The organism is Comamonas brasiliensis (genome assembly GCF_018292285.1).
Lineage (GTDB): Bacteria > Pseudomonadota > Gammaproteobacteria > Burkholderiales > Burkholderiaceae_C > Comamonas > Comamonas brasiliensis.
On sequence record NZ_JAANES010000002.1, the window covers coordinates 1 to 18,763 of the forward strand.

General features: G+C 64.3%; 15 protein-coding genes and 1 pseudogene. 2 read left to right on the top strand and 14 right to left on the bottom strand.

Annotated features, from left to right (window positions below):
* From DJFAAGMI_RS08285 to DJFAAGMI_RS08335, 12 genes and pseudogenes are all read right to left on the bottom strand, one after another.
* Positions 1-890, bottom strand: an 890-nt coding sequence (locus tag DJFAAGMI_RS08285) for an electron transfer flavoprotein subunit alpha/FixB family protein (RefSeq protein ID WP_211456791.1), incomplete at its 3' end; no start/stop codon positions are given.
* Positions 891-1,050: 160 nt separating this feature from the next.
* Positions 1,051-1,767, bottom strand: a complete 717-nt coding sequence (locus tag DJFAAGMI_RS08290; RefSeq protein WP_283245765.1) for an electron transfer flavoprotein subunit beta/FixA family protein — start codon at positions 1,765-1,767, stop codon at positions 1,051-1,053.
* Positions 1,750-2,100, bottom strand: a pseudogene (locus DJFAAGMI_RS25150) (electron transfer flavoprotein subunit beta/FixA family protein); the annotation flags it as partial. The pseudogene DJFAAGMI_RS25150 and the gene DJFAAGMI_RS08290, both read right to left, overlap by 18 nt.
* A 36-nt stretch (positions 2,101-2,136) precedes the next feature.
* The gene (locus DJFAAGMI_RS08295; protein WP_211456793.1) at positions 2,137-3,111 is read right to left on the bottom strand and encodes an NAD(P)H-dependent flavin oxidoreductase; all 975 of its coding nucleotides are present in this window, start codon (positions 3,109-3,111) and stop codon (positions 2,137-2,139) included.
* 7 nt (positions 3,112-3,118) lie between these two features.
* Positions 3,119-4,132 carry a Bug family tripartite tricarboxylate transporter substrate binding protein gene (locus tag DJFAAGMI_RS08300; RefSeq protein WP_043009269.1) on the bottom strand — a complete coding sequence of 338 codons (1,014 nt, stop codon included), beginning with the start codon at positions 4,130-4,132 and terminating at the stop codon, positions 3,119-3,121.
* Positions 4,133-4,387: 255 nt separating this feature from the next.
* The gene (locus tag DJFAAGMI_RS08305) at positions 4,388-5,404 is read right to left on the bottom strand and encodes a Bug family tripartite tricarboxylate transporter substrate binding protein (protein WP_211456794.1); all 1,017 of its coding nucleotides are present in this window, start codon (positions 5,402-5,404) and stop codon (positions 4,388-4,390) included.
* Positions 5,405-5,482: 78 nt separating this feature from the next.
* Entirely contained in the window at positions 5,483-6,736 is a 1,254-nt protein-coding gene (locus DJFAAGMI_RS08310; RefSeq protein WP_211456795.1) for a CaiB/BaiF CoA transferase family protein, read from the bottom strand.
* 39 nt (positions 6,737-6,775) lie between these two features.
* Complete coding sequence (locus DJFAAGMI_RS08315; protein ID WP_211456796.1) at positions 6,776-7,567, bottom strand: oxepin-CoA hydrolase, alternative type; 792 nt, start codon at positions 7,565-7,567, stop codon at positions 6,776-6,778.
* A gap of 47 nt (positions 7,568-7,614) precedes the next feature.
* Entirely contained in the window at positions 7,615-8,748 is a 1,134-nt protein-coding gene (locus DJFAAGMI_RS08320; protein ID WP_211456797.1) for an acyl-CoA dehydrogenase family protein, read from the bottom strand.
* Positions 8,749-8,887: 139 nt separating this feature from the next.
* Positions 8,888-10,087 carry an acyl-CoA dehydrogenase family protein gene (locus DJFAAGMI_RS08325; RefSeq protein WP_211456798.1) on the bottom strand — a complete coding sequence of 400 codons (1,200 nt, stop codon included), beginning with the start codon at positions 10,085-10,087 and terminating at the stop codon, positions 8,888-8,890.
* 158 nt (positions 10,088-10,245) lie between these two features.
* Positions 10,246-11,442 (bottom strand): acetyl-CoA C-acyltransferase, encoded by a 1,197-nt coding sequence (locus DJFAAGMI_RS08330; RefSeq protein ID WP_211456799.1) that lies wholly within the window; start codon positions 11,440-11,442, stop codon positions 10,246-10,248.
* 261 nt (positions 11,443-11,703) lie between these two features.
* The gene (locus DJFAAGMI_RS08335; RefSeq protein WP_211456800.1) at positions 11,704-13,821 is read right to left on the bottom strand and encodes a 3-hydroxyacyl-CoA dehydrogenase NAD-binding domain-containing protein; all 2,118 of its coding nucleotides are present in this window, start codon (positions 13,819-13,821) and stop codon (positions 11,704-11,706) included.
* Positions 13,822-13,933: 112 nt separating this feature from the next.
* Between DJFAAGMI_RS08335 and DJFAAGMI_RS08340 the strand changes: the two genes are divergently transcribed.
* Positions 13,934-14,851, top strand: a complete 918-nt coding sequence (locus DJFAAGMI_RS08340) for a LysR family transcriptional regulator (RefSeq protein WP_167005125.1) — start codon at positions 13,934-13,936, stop codon at positions 14,849-14,851.
* A 73-nt stretch (positions 14,852-14,924) separates the two neighbouring features.
* On the opposite strand, the gene DJFAAGMI_RS08345 is transcribed toward DJFAAGMI_RS08340, so the two are convergent.
* The gene (locus DJFAAGMI_RS08345; RefSeq protein ID WP_211456801.1) at positions 14,925-15,941 is read right to left on the bottom strand and encodes an AraC family transcriptional regulator; all 1,017 of its coding nucleotides are present in this window, start codon (positions 15,939-15,941) and stop codon (positions 14,925-14,927) included.
* Positions 15,942-16,290: 349 nt separating this feature from the next.
* Between DJFAAGMI_RS08345 and DJFAAGMI_RS08350 the strand changes: the two genes are divergently transcribed.
* Positions 16,291-17,133, top strand: a complete 843-nt coding sequence (locus tag DJFAAGMI_RS08350; protein WP_003052153.1) for a TauD/TfdA dioxygenase family protein — start codon at positions 16,291-16,293, stop codon at positions 17,131-17,133.
* A gap of 446 nt (positions 17,134-17,579) precedes the next feature.
* Here DJFAAGMI_RS08350 and DJFAAGMI_RS08355 read toward each other — a convergent pair whose 3' ends face one another.
* On the bottom strand, positions 17,580-18,638 hold the full coding sequence (locus DJFAAGMI_RS08355) for a beta-keto acid cleavage family enzyme (protein ID WP_211456802.1): 1,059 nt from the start codon (positions 18,636-18,638) through the stop codon (positions 17,580-17,582).
* Between the last annotated feature and the right edge of the window lie 125 nt (positions 18,639-18,763).

Genomic DNA, 18,763 nt, shown 5'->3' on the forward strand with positions numbered 1-18,763 from the left:
GCTTCCAGACCGTAATCAGCCACCGAGAAGATCGGTGCCTCGGGGTCCTTGTTGATCGCCACGATCACCTTGGAGTCCTTCATGCCCGCCAGATGCTGGATCGCTCCCGAGATGCCGCAGGCAATGTACAGCTGCGGCGCCACGATCTTGCCGGTCTGGCCCACTTGCAGGTCGTTGGGGGCGTAGCCCGCGTCGACAGCAGCGCGGCTGGCACCGATGGCGGCACCCAGCTTGTCGGCCAGCGGCGACATGACTTCCTGGAACTTCTCGGCCGAGCCCAGCGCGCGACCGCCGGAGACGATGATCTTGGCGGCCGTCAGCTCGGGACGCTCGCTCTTGGTCACTTCGCGGCCCACAAAGCTGCTCTTGCCGCCGTCGGCCACGGCCGCTGCGCTTTCCACGGCAGCAGAGCCGCCAGTGGCAGCTGCTGCGTCAAAGCCCGTGGTACGCACGGTGATGACCTTGACGGCATCGGCGGACTGCACGGTGGCAATGGCATTGCCCGCGTAGATGGGGCGCTCGAAGGTGTCGGCGGAGTCGACCTTGGTGATGTCGCTGATCTGGGCCACGTCCAGCTTGGCGGCCACGCGGGGTGCCACGTTCTTGCCCGAGGCGGTCGAGGGGAACAGGATGTGGCTGTAGTTGCCGGCAATCGCCAGCACCTGCGCGGCGACGTTCTCGGCCAGACCGTCCTTGAGGCTGGCGCCTTCGGCGTGGATGACCTTGGAGACACCGGCGATCTGGGCGGCAGCGGCTGCTGCAGCGGCTGCACCTTCGCCGGCCACCAGCACATGCACATCACCGCCGCAGGCCTTGGCAGCCGTCACGGTGTTCAGGGTCGCGGTCTTGATCGAAGCGTTGTCGTGTTCTGCAATAACGAGAGAAGTCATATTCAACCTCTAAATTTCTTTACGTTCTGGCGAAGTCCTAGAGAGGACATCAGCCCTTGGCAGCAGCGCAGCCTGGCGAGGGACGGCCAGCAAGGGCCGCCCCGCAGCCAAGGCCGTCGTCCCCCTTTGGGGGAAGGCGCCGCAGGCGACTCAGGGGGAGTCAGATGACCTTCGCTTCGTTTTTCAGCTTGTCGACCAGAGCGGCCACATCGGCCACCTTGACGCCAGCGCCGCGCTTGGCAGGCTCGGAGACCTTCACGGTCTTCAGGCGAGGCGTCACGTCCACGCCCAGATCTTCGGGCTTGAAGGTGTCCAGCTGCTTTTTCTTGGCCTTCATGATGTTGGGCAAGGTGACGTAGCGGGGCTCGTTCAGGCGCAGGTCGGTGGTGATGACGGCAGGCGTGGACAGGGCCACGGTTTCCAGGCCGCCGTCGACTTCACGGGTCACATTCACTTTGTCGCCAGCGACTTCAACCTTGGAAGCGAAGGTGGCCTGGGGCAGGTCGGCCAGGGCCGCCAGCATCTGGCCGGTCTGGTTGGCATCGTCGTCGATGGCCTGCTTGCCGCAGATGACCAGACCGGGTTGTTCCTTGTCCACCAGTGCCTTGAGCAGCTTGGCCACGGCCAGGGGCTGCAGCTCGACATCGGTCTCGACCAGAATGCCGCGATCGGCACCGATGGCCATGGCCGTGCGCAGGGTTTCCTGGCACTGGGCCACGCCGCAGGAGACGGCGATGACTTCGGTGACCACGCCTTTTTCCTTCAGGCGCACGGCTTCTTCGACGGCGATTTCGTCAAAGGGGTTCATGCTCATCTTGACGTTGGCGATGTCCACACCCGTGCCGTCCGACTTCACNTGCTTGCCGCAGATGACCAGACCGGGTTGTTCCTTGTCCACCAGTGCCTTGAGCAGCTTGGCCACGGCCAGGGGCTGCAGCTCGACATCGGTCTCGACCAGAATGCCGCGATCGGCACCGATGGCCATGGCCGTGCGCAGGGTTTCCTGGCACTGGGCCACGCCGCAGGAGACGGCGATGACTTCGGTGACCACGCCTTTTTCCTTCAGGCGCACGGCTTCTTCGACGGCGATTTCGTCAAAGGGGTTCATGCTCATCTTGACGTTGGCGATGTCCACACCCGTGCCGTCCGACTTCACACGGACCTTGACGTTGTAGTCCACGACACGTTTGACGGGTACAAGGATTTTCATGAGAAAGCTCTTTCCTGGTTTTGAAGAGTGAAAGGCTCAGCGGGCCAGGCCCGCGAGCCGCTCGTTGATCAGTGCATGGGCCTGGTCCATGATGCCGGTGATCAGCTGCGCCACCGTCGGCACATCGTGGATCAGGCCTGCAACCATGCCGCAGGACCAGACGCCTGCGTCCATGTCGCCGTCGTGCATGATGCGCGGATAGACGCCGGCCACTTCGGGCGCGATGTCGGCAAAGGTGATGGCCGCGCCCAGCTCGCGCTCCTTTTGCAGCAGGCGTTCGGTGGCGGAGTTGGTCAGCACGCGCTCGGTGTTGCGCAACGGGCGCATGACCAGACGGGTGTCGAGCTCGCTAGCCGCCACGATGGCCTGCTTGACCTTGGCGTGCACGGGCGCCTCCTGCGTGGCAATGAAGCGCGTGCCCATATTGATGCCTTCGGCGCCCAGCGCCAGCGCGGCCACCAGCGACCGGCCGTCGGCCATGCCGCCCGAGGCGACAAAGGGAATCTTCAGTTCTTCGGCAGCGCGCGGCAGCAGAATGAAGTTGGGGATGTCGTCCTCGCCCGGATGGCCGCCGCATTCGAAGCCGTCCACGCTGATGGCATCGCAGCCGATAGCCTCGGCCTTGAGTGCGTGACGCACCGAGGTGCACTTGTGGATCACCTTGATGCCAGCCTCCTTGAGCGCGGGCAGCCATTTCTGCGGGTTGTTGCCGGCCGTCTCGACCACCTTGACGCCGCCTTCGATGATGGCCTTGACATAGCCCGGGTAGTCGGGCGGGTTGACCGAGGGGAGAAACGTCAGGTTGACGCCAAAGGGCTTGTCCGTCATCTCGCGGCAGCGCGCGATCTCGCGTGCCAGCAGCTCGGGTGTGCGCTGGGTCAGGCCCGTGATGATGCCCAGCCCCCCGGCGTTGGAGACGGCGGCGGCCAGCTCGGCCAGGCCCACATGGTGCATGCCACCCTGGATGATGGGATGCTCTATGCCAAAGAGTTCGGTAATGCGTGTCTTCATGTCGTTGTCACTCCACTGCAATGCCCTTGTCGCGGATCAACTGGCCCCAGCGCGTGTAGTCCTGCTGGATGCGCTGACCCAGCTGGGCGGGATTCTGGAAGGTGGCGATGGCGCCCGCGTGGAGCAGCTTGCTCTGGACATCCTTGTCAGCCAGTATCTGCTGGACTTCAGAGGCGATGCGCTCGACCACAGCCTTGGGAGTGCCCTTGGGCGCGAGCAGACCGCCCCAGGAAACGGCGTCATAACCCTTGATGCCCTGCTCGGCAATGGTCTTGATGTCGGGCAGCATGCTCACGCGCTGGGGCGAGCCCACGGCGATGGCACGCAGCTTGCCGGCCTGGATATGAGGCAGCGCAGCCACAAGGTCGGCATACATGATGGGCACCTGTCCGCCGATGGTGTCGGTGATGGCGGGCACGCCGCCCTTGTAGGGCACATGCTGCATGTCGAAGCCGGCCATCTGCTTGAGCAGCTCCATGCTCAGATGACCGAAGCTGCCGGCCCCCGAACTGGTGTAGTTGAGTGCTGATTTCTGGGCCTTGGCGTGGGCGATCAGGCTCTTGAGGTCGGTGACATCAGGCAGCAGCGCAGGGTTGACCACGATGACGATGGGCAGGTCATAGACCGTGGCCACGGGCGCGAAATCCTTGACGGTGTCGTAGCCGGCCTTCTTGTACAGATGGGGCGCCAGCAGCGTGGGCGTAGCCAGCATCATCAGCGTGTAGCCGTCGGCCGGGCTCTTGGCGACCTGCACGGCCGCGATGGAGCCCGAGGCACCGGGACGGTTTTCCACGACCACGGTCTGCTTGAGGCGCTCGCCCAGCTTCTGGCCCACGATGCGCGATGCCGTATCGGTGGGACCGCCCGCTGGGAACGGCACGACCAGGCGCAGCATCTTGGTGGGCCAGTCGGTCTCGGCCAGAGCACCTCCGGCCAGGCCGGCCAGCAACGGCGCGGCGGCCAGGGCCAGAACGCTGCGCCGGCTGGTGCAGGCCTGGAGTGCGGGATTGCGCTTGTGCATGAAGTCTCCTGTCAAAGCTGTCTCAGCAGTCGTCGGTGGTGGCCCACTGCCGCAGGCCGTAAAAATCAGTCACTCAGTGATCCATGGCGCTGCGCGCCACCCACAACCTATGAAACTGTCGCGGCGCAAGCGCGGGACACCGAGCAAGAGCCTGGGCCGGCCGCGCCGCCTCGCTGCGAGGGTGTCGCCGGCCGCCCGTATGCCCCCTTCAAGAAGGAAGGCGCGGGGCCGCCCAGGCAAAGCGTCTCAGGGGGTTCAATCCAGTTTCGCGCCGGCTTGCTCCACCAGCGCCTTCCAGATCGGCATATCGCGCTGGTAGTTGTCGCGGAAGGCCTGGGGGCTGTTCATCATGGGGATGAAGCCGGCGCCCGTGATGCGCTCCAGCACCTTGGGGTCCTTGATGATCTCGCGCAGGTGGCCATAGAGCTGGTCCACGACCTCCTTGGGCGTTCCCGCCGGCGCGCCCATGGCCACCCAGCCGTAGATCGAATAGGCATCGTCGGTCACTCCCTGCTCGAAGATGGTCGGCAGCTTGGGCAGGATTTCCATGCGTTCCTTGCCGGTCACGCCGATGGCCTTGAGACGGCCGGAATCGATGAAAGGCTTGGTGTTGAGTGCGCTGGAAAAGCACAGCTGCAGCTGGCCGCCGATCAGCTCCTGGATCATGGGCGCCTCGCCCTTGTAGGCGGCGTGGTTCATGTCGGCATCCATGGTCTTGCTCATATAGGCACCGGCCAGATGGGCGTACGAGCCCACGCCCCAGGAGCCATAGGACAGCTTGCCCTTGTGTGCTTTCACATAGGCCAGCAGCTCCTTCATATTGTTGGCAGGCACCGAAGGATGGACCACCAGCGTGACGGGCGCCGCTGCGACCTGGGTGATCAGCGCGATGTCCTTTTGCGGGTTGTAGGGCAGCTTGGTATAGAGGAACTGGTTGATCAGCATGGAGGTGCTGAGCGACAGCAGCAGCGTATGGCCGTCGGGCGCTGCCTTGGCCACGGCATCGGTGCCGAGGATGCCGGCCGCACCGGCCTTGTTGTCCACCACCACGGGCTGGCCCAGGCGCTTGGCCAGCACCTCGCCGATGGTGCGCGCCATGATGTCGGTGGCGCCCCCTGCGTTGAAGGGTACGACCACGCGGATGGGCTTGCTGGGCCATGCCGGCTTGCCGGCCTGTGCGAAGGCGCTGCTGGCGCCCGTGGCCAGCAGACTGCCGCCGCCGATGGCGGCCAGTCCTTGCAGAAGATCGCGGCGTGTGACTGGGATGCTCATGGTTTGTCTCCTATGAAGTCGCTGTCTTTGTTTGCCGTCTTGTGCGGCTTGATGTGGTCCGGTGCCCGGCCTAAAAAATCAACTCGATGCAGGCTCCTGGGGCAGCGTGAGAACGCCCTTGGCCTGCAGGTCCTGCAATTGCGCATCATCGAGCGTCAGCAGGCGCTGCAGCACTTCGCGCGTGCCCTCGCCCAGCGTTGGAGGCGCATGGCGGATGGGCAGACGCTGGCCGTCCAGACGGTAGGGCGGCGCGAACACGGGCGTGGTGCCGGCCACGGGATGGGGCATGTCGCGCAGCAGGCCGCTGCGGCGCGTGCGCTCGCTGGTCAGGGCTTCGTGCAGGCCGGCCACGCGGCCGCAGGGAATGCCGGCGGCCGTCAGGCGCTCCAGCAGCAGATCGCGTGGGAAGCTGCCAATCAGCTCCTTGAGCATGGGCAGCAGCTCCAGACGGTTTCTGGCACGGTTGACGTTGGTGGAAAAGCGCTGATCCTCGACGATGTCGGGACGCAGCACGACCTGGCGGCAGAATTTGTCGAACTGGCTGTTATTGCCCACGGCGATGATCAACGGCCCGTCGGCGGCCTCGTACATGCCGTAGGGCACGATGGAGGGGTGGGCATTGCCGTAGCGCTCGGGATCGTGGCCCAGCTGCAGGGCATCCAGGCCGTAGTAGCCGGTGACCGTGATGCCGCTGTCGTACAGCGCCATCTCGATGAGCCGGCCCTTGCCCGTGCGGTCGCGGCGGAACAAGGCTGCCAGCACGGCCTGGGCTGCATACATGCCGGTGACGAGATCCACCACGGCCACGCCGAACTTGAGCGGCGGCATGTTGGCATCGCCGTTGAGCGCCATCAGGCCCGCCTCGCCCTGGATCACCAGGTCGTAGCCGGGACGCTTGGCCTCGGGGCCGCTGCTGTCGTAGCCGGCCACGGCGCAATAGATCAGATCGGGCTTGATCGCCTTGAGCTGTTCATAGCCCAGGCCCAACTTCTCGGCGCCGCCGGTCTTGAAGTTGTGGATCACCACGTCGAACTGGGGCAGCAGCTCGTGGACGATCTTCACGCCCTCGGGTGTCTGCAGATCCAGCGTGATGGACCGCTTGTTGCGGTTCATGCTGTTGTAGTAGGTGGTCTCGGTCTTGCCGATGCGCATGCCCCAGTCGCGCGTATCGTCGCCACGGCCCGGGTGCTCGACCTTGACCACCTCGGCGCCGAAGTCGGCCAGCACCATGCCGCACAGCGGCCCGGCGAAGACGCGCGACAGATCGAGTACCTTCACTCCTTCCAGCGGGAAGTCGATGTCCTGGTTCTGTTCGGTATTGCTGTCGGCCATGAGCCTTGTCTCCTTGAAAATCTTGGTTTTGTCGAGCACTCAAGCACGCAATCTGTTGAAATCGGCGCTGCGCTTTTCGAGAAAGGCGGCAATGCCTTCACGGGATTCCTCGCTGCCCTGGGAGCGCACCATGTGCTGCGCCTCCAGCTCCAGCTGCTGCTCCAGCGTGTTGCGCGGTGCCTGGCGGCACAGATCCTTGATCAGGGCCATGGCCTGGTCCGGTCCGGTCGCGATCTGCGCGGCCAGCGCGACGGCATCGGCCAGAGCCTGGCCGGGCTCGGCCAGCCGGTTGACGGGGCCCAGGGCGTGCAGGCGTTCACCGCTGATGCGCTCTCCGGTCAGGCACAGCTCGGTCAGCACCTGGCGCGAGATGAACTCGGCCAGAAAGGCCGTGGCGCCGCCGTCGGGCGTCAACCCCACCTTCACATAGGCCACGGAGAACAGGCTGTTGCGGGCGGCCACCAGCATATCGCAGGCCAGGGCCAGCGACAGGCCAGCGCCCGCCGCCGCGCCTTCGACGGCAGCGATGACAGGCTTGGGACAGTCGCGCACGGCGCGAATCAGGTCATGCAGGCCTTCAAGCTTTTCTCTGCGCTGCTCCACGGGCAGATCCCGGCGTCCGGCCAATTGACGCAGATCGCCACCGGCGCAGAAATGCCCGCCCTCGCCCGTGAGCACGACCGCGCCCACACTGGCGTCAGCCGCAGCATCCGCCAGCGCGGTCGTGACGGCCGCGTAGAACGCGGGCGACAACGCATTGCGCGCAGCCGGGTTGTTATTGCTCAGCACCAGCACGGCACCTTCGCGGCGAATCAGCAAAGCGTCACTCATTGATGTTCTCCATGTCTAGCGAAACCGCAGCAACTTAGCCCCGAAGCTCAGGCCTGCGCCAAGGCCATGAAACGCGCCAGGTGATGGTCCTCGTCGCCAAACTGGTGGTCGATCATGATCAGTCGCTTGGCGTAATGCGCCAGCGGCAGCTCCCAGGTCATGCCGATGCCGCCATGCATCTGTATGCTTTCCTCGGCCACCAGGGTCCCCACGGAGCCCACGGTGTACTTGGCCGCAGACAGCATCTTCTCGCGCTGCGTGCCCTGGGCGTTGTCGATGGCATCGGCCGCATTGATGACGGTGGAACGCACCTGCTCCACCTCCAGCAGCAGATCGGCCATGCGGTGCTGCAGCGCCTGGAAGCTGCCGATGGCCACGCCGAACTGCTTGCGCGTCTGCAGATACTCCAGTGTGTTCTGCTTGGCCACATCCATGGCGCCCAGCGCCTCGGCAGCCAGCGCCAGCAAGGCAAAGCCCTGAACATGCTCGAGCACGCCATGGCCCTGCCCCTCGGCACCCAGCAGCGCATCCTCGGCCAGCTGCACATTCTCGAAAGTCAGCTCGGCGGCGCGGCCGCCTTCCATGCGGCTATAGCCGCGCTTGGCGATACCTGCGGCCTTGCCGTCGACCAGGAACAGGCTGATGCCGGCAGTATCGAACATGCCGCCTGCGGTGCGCGCGGACACCAGCAGCAGATCGGCTTTTTCGCCAAAGGCAACCACGCTCTTGGCGCCGTTGAGCACCCAGCCCGTGGCGGTCCTGGCCGCCGTGGCCGTGACCTTGTTGAGCTCGTAGTGGCTGCCTGGTTCGTCGTGCGCCAGAGCGGCGATCGCGCTGCCCGCGATGATGTCATCCAGCTGGCGCTTCTGCGCTTCGGTGCCGGCCGCAATCAACGCCTGGCCCACGACCAGCGCGCCCAGCAACGGCTCGGCCACCAGGCCGCGGCCCAGTGCCTCGAACACCACGCTGATGTCAAAGCCCGAGCCGCCAAAGCCGCCCACCGCTTCGGGAAACAGCGCGCCGATCGCACCCAGCTCGGCAAATTGCGCATACAGCGCGGGGCTGTGACCTTCTGCGCCATAGGCCAGATGGTTGCGCTGCTCGATACCGTACTGCTCAGAAACAAAGCGGTTCAGGCTGTCCGCCAGCATGCGGCGGTCTTCGGTGTGTGTGAAGTTCATGACAAATTCTCTCTACCCAATCGAACGAATCGGTGTCGCATGCCACCGCCCGGTTCGCCAGGGACGCCCAGCAAGGGCCGCCCCTCAGCGAGGGCGTCGTCCCCCCGGGGGGAAGGCGCGCAGCGACTCAGGGGGGATTTCACAAGCCCAGAATCATCTTGGAGATGATGTTCTTCTGGATTTCGTTGGAGCCACCGAAGATCGACAGCTTGCGGTAGTTGAAGTAGTTGGCCGAGGCCGTGGCGGCTTCGTCGATACCGCCCAGGGGCGCCTCGTCATAGCCTTCGTACTGGGCCTCGTCGATATAGGGCACGGCATACACGCCCATGGCGCGGCGGATCAGCGACAGGATCTCCTGGCGGATCTCGGTGCCACGGATTTTCAGCATGGAGCTTTCCGCACCGGGCACGCCACCACCGGCAACGGCAGCGATCACGCGCAGATTGGTGGTCTTCATGTTCTCCAGGTCGATCTCGACACGCGCCATGCGGGCGGCGAACAGCGGGTCCCGGTTCAGCGGCTGGCCGTTCTTGTGCACCTTGGCGGCGATGACCTTGAGCTTGGCCAGGGCCGAGATGCAAAAGCCCACGCCCGCAATGCCGGTGCGCTCGTAGGTCAGCAGATACTTGGCATAGGTCCAGCCCCGGTTTTCCTCGCCCACCAGATTCTCGACCGGCACCTTCACATCGGTGAAGAAGACTTCGTTGACTTCCTTGTCATCGTCCAGCGTGCGGATGGGACGCAGCTCCACACCGGGGCTGTTCATGTCCACCAGCAAAAAGCTGATGCCGGCCTGGGCCTTGGCCTCGCGGTTGGTGCGCACCAGGCAGAAGATCATGTTGGCGTGCTGGCCCTGGGTGGTCCAGGTCTTCTGGCCGTTGACGATGTAGAAGTCTCCATCGCGCACGGCCGTGGTCTTCACCGAAGCCAGATCGGAGCCCGCGCCGGGCTCGGAATAGCCCTGGCACCACCAGTCCTGCCCGCTCAGAATGCGCGGCAGCCAGTGCTTCTTTTGCTGCTCGTTGCCGTACTTGATCAGCACCGGCCCCAGCATGTTCACGCCGAAGGGCACGATGCGCGGACCGCCGGCCAGCGCGCATTCGGTGTCGAAGATGAACTTCTCGACCGCTCCCCAGCCCGGGCCGCCATGCTCCTGGGGCCAGTGATTCGCATACCAGCCGCGCTCGTTGAGGATGGCATGCCACTCGTCCTGATCGGCCTTGCTCAGACGCTGGCCGGCCTTGATCTTGAGCGAAATATGCTTGGGCAGCTTCTCCTTGAGAAAAGCCTGCACCTCGGCGCGAAACGCCTCTTCCTGGGGGGTGAATTGCAAATCCATTGCTATTTCCTGGTAATCCATGGCGCAGCGCGCCTTTGCAGCCTCTGACACCGGCACGCTCTGAACCAGAGGCGCCGAGCAAGAGCCGTCTCGCAGCAAAGGCGTCGTCCCCCTCCCGAAGAGAGAGGGGGAAACGGCGCCAGCCGCTCAGGGGGTGTTTAGAAAATCTCGAACAGGCCCGCAGCACCCATGCCGCCGGCAATGCACATGGTCACCACGCCGTACTTGACCTTGGGGTTGCGGGCCTTGCGGCGCTGGCCTTCGAGCAGGATGTGGCCGGTCAGGCGTGCACCCGTCATGCCGAAGGGGTGGCCGATGGAAATCGCGCCGCCGTTGACATTCAGGCGCTCGTTGGGAATGCCCAGCTGACGCTGGCAATACAGGGCCTGCGAGGCAAAGGCTTCGTTCAGCTCCCAGAGGTCGATGTCATCCACCGTGAGGCCGTGGCGCTTGAGCAGCTTGGGCACGGCAAACACGGGGCCAATGCCCATCTCGTCAGGCTCGCAGCCGGCCACGGCAAAGCCGCGGAAAGCGCCCAGGGGCTTGAGGCCCAGCCGCTCTGCCAGCCTGGCTTCCATCACCACGCAGGCGCTGGAGCCGTCAGACAGCTGCGAGGCATTGCCGGCCGTGATGAAGTTGCCAGGGCCCTTCACAGGCTCCAGCTTGGCCAGCCCCTCCAGCGTGGTGCTGGCGCGGTTGCAGTTGTCCTGCGTGGCGACCACGTCGCGGTAGGTGACTTCGCCGGTTTCCTTGTTCTTCTCCATCATGCGTGTGGAGCAGGCAATGATCTCGTCCTTGAACAGATCGGCGGCCTGGGCCGCTGCCGTGCGCTGCTGACTTTGCAGCGAGAACGCATCCTGGTCTTCACGCGTGATGCCGTAGCGCTTGGCGACCACATCGGCGGTGTCGATCATGGCCATGTACAGCTCGGGCTTGTGCTCCACCAGCCAGGGGTCCATGTCGGTGGGCAGGTTGTTGCCGGCCCGGATGCCGGAGATGGTTTCGATACCGCCGGCCAGCATCACGTCCACACCCTCGGCCACGACGCGACCCGCCGCGATGGCGATGGATTGCAGACCCGAGGCGCAAAAACGCGTGATGGTGGTGCCGGCGATCGACAGCGGCAGCCCGGCGCGCAACACGGTCTGGCGACCCAGATTGCGGCCCTGGAAACCGTCGGGGTTGCCGCAGCCCAGAATCAGATCCTCGATCATTTCGGGATCGACACCCGAGCGCTCCACCGCCGCCTTGACGGAGAAAGCAGCCAGCTGGGCGGCGGGAGTGACGTTGAACTCGCCGCGATGCGACTTGGTCAGCGGTGTGCGGGCGGTGGAAACGATAACGGCTTCACGCATGGTGCTTGTCTCTGTGAATGTTGAAAACTATTTTTGATAGCTGTCTTCGCTTTTCATTCATAGCTTTCAGATACTTTTCATACTGAAATCAATACAAATAAAGCGATAGCAGCTACTTTTTTTTAATTAACTGGGCGATAAAAACTGGCGCACTCCAAGCGCGAGACGCCGAGCAAGAGCCGCCTCGCGGCGGGGCCGCCCAGGCGATGGCGTCGTCCCCTCCCGAAGAGAGAGGGGAAGCCGCGCAGCGGCTCAGGGGTGTTACTTGTTCAAGCTTTCGAAGTCCTTGCCCTCGGCCACCAGCTTCTGCAGCAGCGGCGCAGGCTTCCAGAACAGCGCGTCTTCCTTGGCAAAGGCCTCGATATCGGCCAGCACCTTGGGAAGGCCCTGCATATCGGCCCATTTCATGGGGCCGCCGCGGTGGCGCGGAAAGCCGTAGCCGGAGATAAAGGTCACGTCCACATCCAGCGGGCGCAGCGCAATGCCCTCGCCCACCACCTTGGCACCTTCGTTGACCATGGCGGCCATGTAGCGGCGCATGATTTCCTCGGCCGTGAACGGGCGTGGTGTCACGCCCTTCCTGGCGCGCTCGGCATCCACAATCGCCAGCACTTCGGGGTCGGGCTGACCGATGCGCGCGCCTTGCGGGTAGAGATAAAAGCCGCGTCCCGTCTTCTGGCCGAACCAGCCGTTTTCACAGATGCGGTCGGCAATCTCCACATAACGGGCCTTGGGGTCGCGCGTGGCGGCGCGGCGCTTGCGCGTGGCCCAGCCGATATCGCCACCGGCCAGGTCGGTGACCTGGAAGGGCCCCATGGCGAAGCCGAAGCCGCGCACGGCTTCGTCGATCTCGTAGGGGCTGGCACCGTCTTCCATCAGATAGTCGGCGGCCTGCTTGTAGGTGGCCAGAATGCGGTTGCCGATAAAGCCGTCGCAGACGCCGGCGCGCACCGGCACCTTCTTCATCTTCTTGGCCAGCTCGAAAGCCGTGGTCACCACATCGGGCGCCACCTTCGCGGGCACGACGATCTCCAGCAGCTTCATGATGTTGGCCGGGCTGAAGAAGTGCAGACCGATCACATCCTGCGGGCGGCTGGTGACGGCGGCAATCGCATCGATGTCCAGATACGAGGTGTTGGTGGCCAGCACGGCGCCGCTCTTGCAGACGCGGTCCAGTTCCTTGAACACGGCCTTCTTGACCTCCAGGTCTTCGAAGACCGCCTCGATCACCAGATCCACGTCGGCAATGTCGTCATAGCGGGTCGAGGGCGTATAGCGCGCCATGATGGCGGCCTTGGCCTCCTCGCTCATGCGGCCCTTGGCGATCAGGCCGTTGTAGACCTTCTCCACATTGGCCTGGCCGCGTGCGATGGATTCGGCGTCGCGCTCGATCATGGTCACGACCAGGCCGGCATCCAGCGCAGAGACGGTGATGCCCGCGCCCATGGTGCCGCCGCCGATGATGGCAATCTTGCTGAAGGCGCGCGGCTGGGCGGCACGGGCTTCGGGAATCTTGGCCGTCTCGCGCTCGGCAAAGAAGGCATGGATCAGGCCAGCGCGCTGCGGGCTGTCGATACAGGCCAGAAACTGGGCCCGCTCGAACTTCAGGCCTTCGGCAAAAGGCAGATCCAGAGCGGCTTGCACGCAATCAATGATCTTCAGCGGCGAGAACAGGCCGCGCGACTTCTTGGCGGTGTCGGCACGCAGCGCATCGAGTTCCGCCTGGGCTGCGGCCTTGTCGGCCAGACGACCCGGCGTGGCGCTGACGGGACGCAGCGGCGCGCCCTGGGCCAGCAACTCACGCGCATAGGCCAGGCCCGCGGCGACGGGATCCGCGCCATCGTCCAGCTTGTCCACCAGGCCGGCTGCCAGTCCGGCCTTGGCGCCGATCTGCTGGCCGCTGAGCATCAGCTCGGTCGCGGCCTTCACGCCCATCAGGCGCGGTGCACGCTGGGTGCCGCCGGCGCCGGGAACCAGACCCAGAGAGACTTCGGGCAGACCCAGCTTCGCGCCAGGCAGCGCCAGGCGGTAATGCGCCGACATGGCGATCTCCAGACCGCCACCCAGTGCCGCGCCATGAATCACGGCCACCACGGGCTTGCTGCAGGCCTCGATACGGTTGCAGACGTCGGGCAGGAAAGGCTGGACCGGTGGCTTGCCGAATTCGCGGATATCGGCACCGGCGATGAACGCCTTGCCCTGACCCACGATCACCACGGCCTTGACCGCGGCACTGGCATCGGCCTGCTCCATGGCCGCCATCAGACCCTGGCGCACGGCAGCGCCCAGCGCATTGACGGGCGGATTGTTGACGCTGACGAGCAGGACGTCACCGTCTTGCTTGTGTTCAACGACAGAAGTGCTGGCTTCGGCGGTCATGCGAGTCTCCTGAATCTCTTTATGGAATGGGCTTTATTTTTACGACGACAATGTTTTCTAACAATCCCATGAATCATTGACAGACTGTCAAAGAAAATTAGACAAACACGCCATGGACTCGCAATCGCTGACCCTGCTGGTCGAAATCATTGATAGCGGCAATCTCAGCCAGGCCGCGCGCAAGCTCAAGATGACGCGTGCCAATGTGAGCTATCACCTGACCCAGCTGGAAAAGGCAGCGGGCGTGCAACTGGTCAAGCGCACCACGCGCCGCGTGGAGCCCACGGAGATCGGCATGCGCTTGTACGAGCACGGGCGCAACATCCACAACGAAATGCTGGCCGCACGCGAGGCCATCACGGCGCTGGGCCAGAGCCTGCAGGGTCGCGTGGGTATCAGCGTGCCCAGCGGCTACGGCCAGATCGTGATGAGCGAATGGTTGATCGAGTTCAAGCGCCTGTACCCGGGCATCGTGCTCGACGTGCTGTTCGAGAACCGGGCCGACAATCTGCGCGACGATGTGGACATCATCGTGCGCGTGATCCAGGAGCCGCCCCTGTCCCTGGTGGCGCGCAGCATGGGCACGGTGCGCTACCTGGCCTGTGCCTCGCGCGAATACGCCCAGACCCACGGCCTGCCCAGAACCCTGCATGCGCTGCGCGCCAGCCCGCTGATCACCGCCGGTGTCACGGGGCGGCAATTGCGGCTGGCCGCCTACCTGGGTGCCGAGCGCCACGAGGTGATGCTGGAGCCCACCATGATCTCCGAGCATTTCCCTTTTCTGCGCGACGGCATCCTGGCCGGTCTGGGCGTGGGCCTGGTGCCCGACTATGTGGTGCAGGACAAGCTGGCCACGGGCGAGGTGCTGAGCACGCTGGACGAGTACCGGCTCAGCATCTTCGGCACCCATATGTATCTGCTCTACCTGCCCAACCGGCACCAGACCAAGGCCGTGCGCACCTGTATCGATTTTCTGCTGGCCAAGGCCCAGCCCGAAGCCAGCCGGCTGGCCGTGACGCCCCAGCCCTGAGCCGCAACGCAAAACGCCAGCGCGCAGGCTGGCGTCTTCATCCGGAAAGAAGTCTTGGAACTGGCTTGCGTTCTCAGGACAGCCTGCGGCTCAGATTCTGCTGGCGCCAGCTGCTGGGGCTTTGCTGAAAATGCTTGCTGAACCAGCGCGTGAACGAGCTGTTCTCGGCAAAGCCGGTCTGGGCTGCCGCTTCGCTCACCGACAGCTGCGGATTCTGCAGCGCACGCAGCGCGGCCTGACTGCGCACGGCGTCCAGAGTTTCCTGAAAGCTGGTGTTCTGGGTTTCGAGGTGCCGCTGCAGCGAGCGGGCCGTGTAGCCAAGCGCACCAGCCACATGGGCGATGCTGTGGCGCCCGTGGGGCAGCAGCGACTGCAAGGTGCTGCGCACCTGCTGCTCCAGCGACCGGGCCATCGGCCGCGGTGCATGGTTCTCCATCAGGCTGCGGGCGTGGCTCTCCATGAGGCTGTCGTGATCGGCATCGACGGCCTCCAGATCCTCGTTGCTCACCACGATGCCATCGAAGTCCGAGCCGAACACGATCTCGCTGCCCAGCACGCGGCGATGGTTCAGGGTGCTGCCCGGTGCGCTGTGCGAGAAGTGGATGCTGGCCGGACTCCAGTGCTTGCCCAGCTGATAGCGACACAGGCTCATCAGCGCCGTGATGCCCAGCTCCACCGGGTGGCGTCCCGGGTTCTCGCGCTCGGTATCCAGGTTCAGCTGAATGATGGAATAACGCCCCTGGGTCACCACCTCGGTGCCCACGGTGGTGCTGATCATGTGGTCATAGTCCTTGAAGGTCTTGAGCATGCTGGAGAGGCTGGCCTGGTGCTGCAGCAGCAGGCTGATCGGCCCGAAGTCGGACAGACGCCAATGCGAGCCCATGAGCAGACCCAGCGACGCCTGGCCGGCCTGGGCGGACGACGCCTCGAGCAACTGCGCAAACGCAGCTTCGGGAACCATGAGATCGGGAGAGCTCAGACAGCTGTGATCCAGCCCCACCTGGCGGAACATGCGCAGCGGGTCGATGCCGAGCTCGTTCGCCACCTTGGCGTATTTGCACAGGCTGACACTTCGGATACGGGGCTTCATCGTGACCTGGAAAACGGTTGACCCGGGTCCTGCGCGACAGTCCCGGATTTCATGGAGGGAAACAGGACCTGGGGCAACCTGCAATTTCGAACATTGATGTTTATCAATATCGGAATGACTGGTCAATCGATGGATACCAGTAGATCGCGACCGCTGGAAGCGCCCGGCATGCCGATGCCCCCAACTCATGACGCTCTCTGTCGCTGCCTAGGGTTTTCCTTTGACCCACCCAAGAGGGCAACAAGCTGACGCGATCGGTCAAGCCCCGGTGCTGTGGCTGCGCCGAGAATTTTTCCATCAGACGGCGGCGCCCTGCATCAAGGCCTTGCCGGGAACTTAGGAGAAGACCATGAAAGTCGAACAACTGACCTGCAGCATCGGTGCTGAGGTTTCCGACATCCACCTCGGCGACGCGTCCCGCGACAAGGGCCTGGCCGAGGAGATTCGCGCCCTGCTGCTGCAGCACAAGGTGCTGTTCTTCCGCGATCAGGACATCACGCGGGCCGAGCATGTGGGCTTTGCCCGCCACTTCGGCGATCTGGAAGACCACCCCGTGGCCGGCAGCGACCCCGAGCACCCCGGCCTGGTGCAGATCTACCGCAGCGAAAAGCGCGAAAACTACGAGAACACCTATCACAGCGACGGCCAGTGGCGCGAGAACCCGACCATGGGCTGCGTGCTGCGCTGCATCGAAGGCCCGGCCGTCGGCGGCGACACCATCTGGGTCAATATGGCCGAGGCTTACCGCAACCTGCCCGAAGACATCAAGCAGAAGATCGACGGCCTCAAGGCCAAGTCCAGCATCGAGCATGGTTTCGGTGCCGTCATGCCCGAAGACAAGCGCCTGGAGCTGGGCCGCCAGCATCCTCCGGTCGAGCATCCCGTGGTGCGTACCCACCCCGAAACCGGCGAGAAGGTTCTCTACGTCTGCAGCTTCACCACCCACTTTGCCAACTACCACACGCCCGAGAACGTGCGCTATGGCCAGGACAAGACGCCCGGCGCCAGCATGCTGCTGAACTATCTGATCAGCCAGGCGGCCATCCCCGAGTACCAGGTGCGCTTTCGCTGGAAGCCCGGCAGCGTCGCCATGTGGGACAACCGCTGCACCCAGCATTACGCCGTGCAGGACTACTGGCCCGCGGCGCGCAAGATGGAGCGTGCAGCCATCATCGGCGACAAGCCTTTCTGAGCGCGCTATCCGAGCCGCTTTGCTGACCTGCCATGCCAGCCATAGGCGCCGTCGCACAGCGGTGCTGCACAAAAACAATAGCTGGCATCGCTTGCTTACCCTCGAAAGCAACTCCATAGCTGCCTGAAACGCTTTGAAAAAAAAGCGCAGGCAGCTATTATTTTTTCTTCATCTCCGACAGCCTGAATGCCCGGCTCGCCAGACCCTGAGCGGCGCTGTCTTGCGTCGACCGCACCGTGGCGCCTGGCGCGCATGCCGCGCCCCTTTCCGATTGACAGGGCCTGACCCGGCCCAGGCGCTTTCGGGCTGCGGCATCAGGCCCTGCCCCGACCTTGCCGCAGTCATTCTTGCGGGCCTGCCCACCATCATCCGGACATGAAAAAGGCCTCCGGATGGAGGCCTCTTGCGCATGTCGGTTCAGATTCGGCAAAGCCGGCTCCGGAGGATCAGGAGGTCTTCCTGAGGAACCCCTGGTTGGCGCCGGGCCGGTTGGGTGCAAAGCCGTTGGCGGCCAGGCTTTCCTCCACGCTGTCGTAGAACACGCCGATCTTGCTGATCTCGCGCGCCTCCTTGGCGGTGGCGACAGGACGACCGAATTCGCGCGAGATGCGCACCAGCTGCTCGATCTGCGAGACCGTGCTGGCCTTCTCGGTGCGGGCCTGGTTCCACAGGCAGTCCTCGGTGCCGCAGCGCACATGCAGACCGGCGGCAATGCCCCACATGTTCACGGGCAGCACATTGCGCACATTGCTTTCCACGGTCAGCACGGCGCCATCGGGCACGGCACGCACAAAGTTGGCCAGGCTGTACAGGCTGGGCGTGTCCATGCCGCCGGCAATCGCCACCCAGTTCATGACCAGCGGGCCCATGTAGAAGCCGCGGCGCATCAGGCGCTCTACCGACTCGAAGCTGTTCAGGTTGTAGCACTGGAAGGCGCTCTGGATGCCGGCCTTGGTCAGGCGGCGCACATGCTCCTCCACCCAGCCCGGCTGGGCGGGCACGGTCATTTCCTTGTAGGCATTGAACAGCGTGGGATTGGCGCGCGAGGTGCCCGCAAAGTCAGCGTCTTCGGCCTGATCGGTCACGTTCATCTGCGAGGTGTTCACCGTCACGGTCACCTGATCGGGCACCGGGTCCAGATCGGCCAACATGTGGCGGGTGTCGTCGGAGAGCCATTTGGCCGCCTGACCTTCGTCCTCGGGTGCAAAGCTGATGGAGCCGCCGACCTGGATGATCATCTCGGGCACGGCCTTGCGCACGCCGGAGATCAGCTCATTGAACTTGGACAGGCGCTTGCTGCCCTTGCCGTCCAGCTCGCGCACATGCAGGTGCAGCACCGTGGCGCCCGCGTTATAGCAGTCCACGGCTTTCTGGATCTGCGCCTCCATGCTGACGGGAATGTCTTCAGGGAAGTCCGAAGGCAGCCAGCCCGGGGCATAGGGCGCCGCCGTGATGATCAGGGGCTGCTGGTTTTCAGGGAATAGATGGCCGTCGAGAAAGTTCATGACATGTCTCCAAGTGAATGCAGGCTTCGACGCACAGCCACGGGCACGGCTTGCCCGCCCTGTGCAATGCCGCCAGGCATTCAAAAGACATGGGCAATACCGGCCGGCAGGTGCCGGATCGTCGA